The organism is Brunnivagina elsteri CCALA 953, from assembly GCF_002289455.1.
Taxonomy (GTDB): Bacteria; Cyanobacteriota; Cyanobacteriia; order Cyanobacteriales; family Nostocaceae; genus Brunnivagina; species Brunnivagina elsteri.
On record NZ_NTFS01000507.1, the window covers coordinates 1 to 4,046 of the forward strand.

Annotated in this window: 5 protein-coding genes and 1 tRNA gene; 4 read left to right on the forward strand and 2 right to left on the reverse strand. The window is 39.7% G+C overall.

Annotated elements, in window-relative coordinates; all coding sequences use genetic code 11:
• Positions 1–153: 153 nt before the first annotated feature.
• On the forward strand, positions 154–1,011 hold the full coding sequence (locus tag CK510_RS27290; protein ID WP_095724647.1) for a phosphodiester glycosidase family protein: 858 nt from the start codon (positions 154–156) through the stop codon (positions 1,009–1,011).
• An 8-nt stretch (positions 1,012–1,019) separates the two neighbouring features.
• Here CK510_RS27290 and CK510_RS34490 read toward each other — a convergent pair whose 3' ends face one another.
• Positions 1,020–1,118, reverse strand: coding sequence for a DUF6888 family protein (locus CK510_RS34490; protein WP_373695833.1), 99 nt, complete (start codon positions 1,116–1,118; stop codon positions 1,020–1,022).
• A 175-nt stretch (positions 1,119–1,293) separates the two neighbouring features.
• Between CK510_RS34490 and CK510_RS27295 the strand changes: the two genes are divergently transcribed.
• Positions 1,294–1,773, forward strand: a complete 480-nt coding sequence (locus CK510_RS27295) for a hypothetical protein (protein WP_095724648.1) — start codon at positions 1,294–1,296, stop codon at positions 1,771–1,773.
• 75 nt (positions 1,774–1,848) lie between these two features.
• On the opposite strand, the gene CK510_RS27300 is transcribed toward CK510_RS27295, so the two are convergent.
• Positions 1,849–1,920: transfer RNA gene (locus tag CK510_RS27300), tRNA-Gln, on the reverse strand.
• 156 nt (positions 1,921–2,076) lie between these two features.
• Here CK510_RS27300 and CK510_RS27305 point away from each other — a divergent pair.
• Together CK510_RS27305 and CK510_RS27310 are read left to right on the forward strand one after the other, a co-directional pair.
• A complete protein-coding gene (locus tag CK510_RS27305; protein ID WP_095724649.1) occupies positions 2,077–3,117 on the forward strand; it encodes a glycosyltransferase family 2 protein in 1,041 nt (346 codons plus the stop codon).
• 265 nt (positions 3,118–3,382) lie between these two features.
• On the forward strand, positions 3,383–4,046 hold a 664-nt coding region (locus tag CK510_RS27310; RefSeq protein WP_158224974.1), incomplete at its 3' end, for a HEAT repeat domain-containing protein.

Here is a 4,046-nt window from a genome sequence, read left to right on the forward strand (position 1 = left end):
ATTAAAGGCAAATTACAAATTATTGTTTAAATTTCAGCATAACATCTACGGAAGAGCCGAAAGTTTTGCGGTTGATTGTGTAAAACTAAACAATATTGGGAATCGATCGCTTATAAAGGATTGGTAATCGAAGCTTGATTTCCCGGTAGAAATATGAAAATTTCCCGTCGTTCCTTCCTATTCTTAGACAGTGCAGCTATAGCCAAAGGATTATCGTTACTCGAACTCCCTGCCCATGCTCAAACCGTACAAGTAACTAGAAGCAGAGCTACTGGTATCAGTTTTTATCAAACCATCATCGATTTGACTGACCCAAAAACCTTTATCACCATTGGTTTAGCAAACAATGCATCCCAAGCAAATACAACCCAACGTAGCAACGGTGACGAAGACTTTAGTAGAATGGTTGCCCGTCAAAAAGCTACAGTTGTCGCTAATGGTACTTTCTTTGCCAAAAACACCCAAAAAACCGTGATGGGAAATATGGTAGCTGGTGGTAAATTTCTCAAATACAGCCAGTGGGAAAACTTTGGTACAACCTTGGGTTTAGGTATGGGAAACAAACCAGAAATGATCACCGCACGAGTCGATGGTAAACCCAACTGGAAAGAACATTGGTTTTCTCTTACCTGTGGTCCTCGGTTACTGCGACAGAGTAAAATTTGGTTGAAACCGGATATTGAGGGATTTAAAGACCCAAATGTATTAGGATCGGGAGCGAGAACTGCTATTGGCTTTACATCTGACGGTAAAAAATTGATTTTAGTTAACTTTGATGTGAATTTGACTTTACCCAAAGTAGCCGAAGTGATGAAAGCAATTGGTTGTTATGAAGCGATGAATTTAGATGGTGGTGCATCTCGCGCTTTGGCTAGCAATGGTAAGATTATAGTTCCCGCAGGACGTAAGTTGACGAATGTAATAACAATTTACGATGGTAAAAATCCAGCACCTCAGGCATTACAGCAAGCATGGGTAAGGTTTCAGAAAGGCGATCGCCCCACTGTATAATTCAATCATTAATCTATGATATTCTCTTCGCCCGCAAGAAGGAAAACATTTCCTGTTCGCTCATCGATACGAACTAGATTAATAGGCAAATAAAGTTTGCTAAACAAACCCTAGCGCTATAGTTTTTTGTATTTAGAACCCACCAAAAATTTTCCCTGGGAAATGCGATCGCGTTATAAATCTTTTTAATAATCGTCAACCATTAACAATTAATCTTTGATGGAGCATTTGCGCTAAAATTGAGTACCTCAGCTTTTAAGCTGGAATTTTTTTGTCTTTATTATGGTTCAGTACACTCTCGCTCAAAGTCCAGAAATTATCCTGAATGTTCCTGGTAAAGATTCAGCCAAAGCCCGTGAGAAAGCAATGGATCAATTGATGGAACTCATGGATTCAGGCAAGTTACCCACGGAACTCGAAGAAGGATTCGGCTCTCAACAATTAATAGAAGTCAAAGAAACAGGTGTTGAGAGTGCTAGCGATGAAGATGGGATTACCCAAGCGGTGCAAATTCTTAGCAATCTTGCCACGCTCAAGTTAAAAGTCCAGGAATCACGCAGCGAAGCTTTAGAAATACGTAAAGCTGTTGATATCCTTTTCTCAGACCAATCTGTAAGTGAGGAAGAAATTTCTCGACTGAAGGAAGGGTTCAAAGTTCTCAAAAACTTTGCTCAAGCGAATCTCCGCTATCAAGATGCGCGTTCTAAAGCAGAACAAGCACGTCAAGTACTTGATAAAGCACTCAAATCTCCTGATAAATAATGGAAATTGGGGAATTTCTCACTTCCCAATAAATAAAAACAAAAAAGGTAGCCATTTAAGACTACCTTTTAATTACTGAGGCGCTAGGATTCGAACCTAGGAATGTCGGGACCAAAACCCGATGCCTTACCACTTGGCGACGCCTCATCGCATTGACACTATCTAATATAGCAGCAAAGCCCTGGTTTTTGTCAAGTTTTTTTTAATCCAATTTTGGCTTTAAATTCGGCTTACCACTTTTGACATGTGTTGCTTTCCTCTCATCTCTAAAGGGAATGAGTTTCCCGTATACCGCGTATTCCTATGACAACCTCTCAAGTCACAATTGTTGTATCTCCACGGGAACGTTTCAGCTATACTTGCGAATCGCTAGAAAGTATTATTCAATACACCAAAATTCCATTTCAATTAGTGTATGTGGATGGGAATTCACCCGCAAAAATACGTGATTATTTGGAACTAAAAGCCCAGGGAAAAGGCTTTCACCTAATTCGGAAAAATTACTACCTTTCCCCAAACCACGCTAGAAACATGGGTTTAGCTGAGGTAAAAACTAAGTACGTTGTCTTTTTAGATAATGATGTGATAGTTGCACCAGGTTGGTTAGAGGCTTTAATTAATTGTGCTGAAACCACAAATGCAACAGTAGTTGGTCCCTTGACTTGTCACGAAGAACCAGTACATGAAGTAGTTCATTGTGCAGGTGGGGAAACCCATGTTGTAATTGATACTAAAGGTAGACGACGATTACGGGAAAAAATGTACAAGCAAGGTCATCAGGTAGCAGATGTACGAAGGGAAATGGTGCGATCGCAAACTGAGTTATGCGAGTTTCATTGTATGTTGGTGCGTAGCGAAATTTTCCAGCAAGTTGGTTATTTTGATGAGGGTTTTCTGAATACAAAGGAGCATGTAGACTTTTGTATGACTGTGATTCAAGCTGGGGGAACGGTATATTTTGAGCCTGATAGTGTGGTCACTTATGTATCAGCACCTTTGGAATGGTCAGATTTACATTTTTATATGTTGCGCTGGAGTAACGCTTGGGAACTCGCAAGTTTAAGCAGGTTGCGGGAAAAATGGCAACTAGCGGAAGATGAATATTTTCAACATAAGTACAAAATTTTGGGTTGGAGACGTAAAAATTCGATTTTACTGCCTTTCGCACGCAAACTAGTCTTAGGTTGGGAACATAGCCGACTAGAAAAAGCTCTAGTATTTAGCTTTGCGAAAATCGAAAAGCCCATCAACCACTATTTAACTAGCCGTTATGCCAAAAATCTTCAAAAAAGACAATCCGCACTTCCCAGCTTCCTGACAAAGCTACCGGGGAAAATTATTTAAGGTGATTGATTTCTCAAAATAATCTTAGGAATGCATATTAAATAAAATGCAAGTTTTGATTTTGTGGAGCAGGCATCCTGACGAACTAATTAGATTAACGGGCAAGATGCCCATTCCACAAGATATGTATATTATTTAATTGCTAATCCTTAGCATCGAAAATTATTTAACTTAAACTTCAAAATTACCATATCTAGCCAAGCATTGAGTCTAAGCTATGATAAAAATTACTAAAAAAATTACTAATCCAAATCGGCTCAAATTTATGAAAAGCAGACAATTTGCATCGGTTAAATTGCTACATAAAATCAAGTTTATATTACTTACATCGCCATTATTGTTAATTTCAGCCATACAAATAGCACCAAGTTGGGCTGATTCTCGCGTCAATCAACATATCCAACAATTTGACCAAGGAACTCCACAACAGCGTCAACAAGCGGTAGAATCCCTGGTAGATATCGGTAAACCAGCAATTTCATCTTTAATTCAGGCTTTAGAGCATCAAAAAGCAGAAGTTCGTGTTCATGCTGCGATCGCATTATCTCAAATGGGTGAACATGCTACCCCTGCTTTGCCTGCACTATCAAGAGCTTTGCGCGACGAGGATAAAAGCGTGCGTGTAGAAGCTGCCAAGGCTTTTTCGAGTATTGGCAGACGGGCAATGGTTCCCTACTTATTAGTCAATTTACGTCATGAAAATCCTTCGGTACGTTACAATGCGGTTCACGCTCTGACTCGTCTCGGTAAATATTCCCAATCTGCCGTACCGACATTAATTAATACTTTAGAGAAAGATAAAGAAGCTTGGGTAAGATTAACTGCTGCTACTGCATTGGGAGGGATTGGAGTCAATGCCGTGGATTCATTGCCTACCTTGGTTCGGAGCATGGAAGAAAAAGATGTATCGGTGCGTCATAATGCGGCTT

Excerpts from the sequence above, each read along its gene's own strand:
- CK510_RS27290 (WP_095724647.1), top strand. The coding sequence starts at position 154 with ATGAAAATTTCCCGTCGTTCCTTCCTATTCTTAGACAGTGCAGCTATA.
- CK510_RS27295 (WP_095724648.1), top strand. The coding sequence starts at position 1,294 with ATGGTTCAGTACACTCTCGCTCAAAGTCCAGAAATTATCCTGAATGTT.
- CK510_RS27305 (WP_095724649.1), top strand. The coding sequence starts at position 2,077 with ATGACAACCTCTCAAGTCACAATTGTTGTATCTCCACGGGAACGTTTC.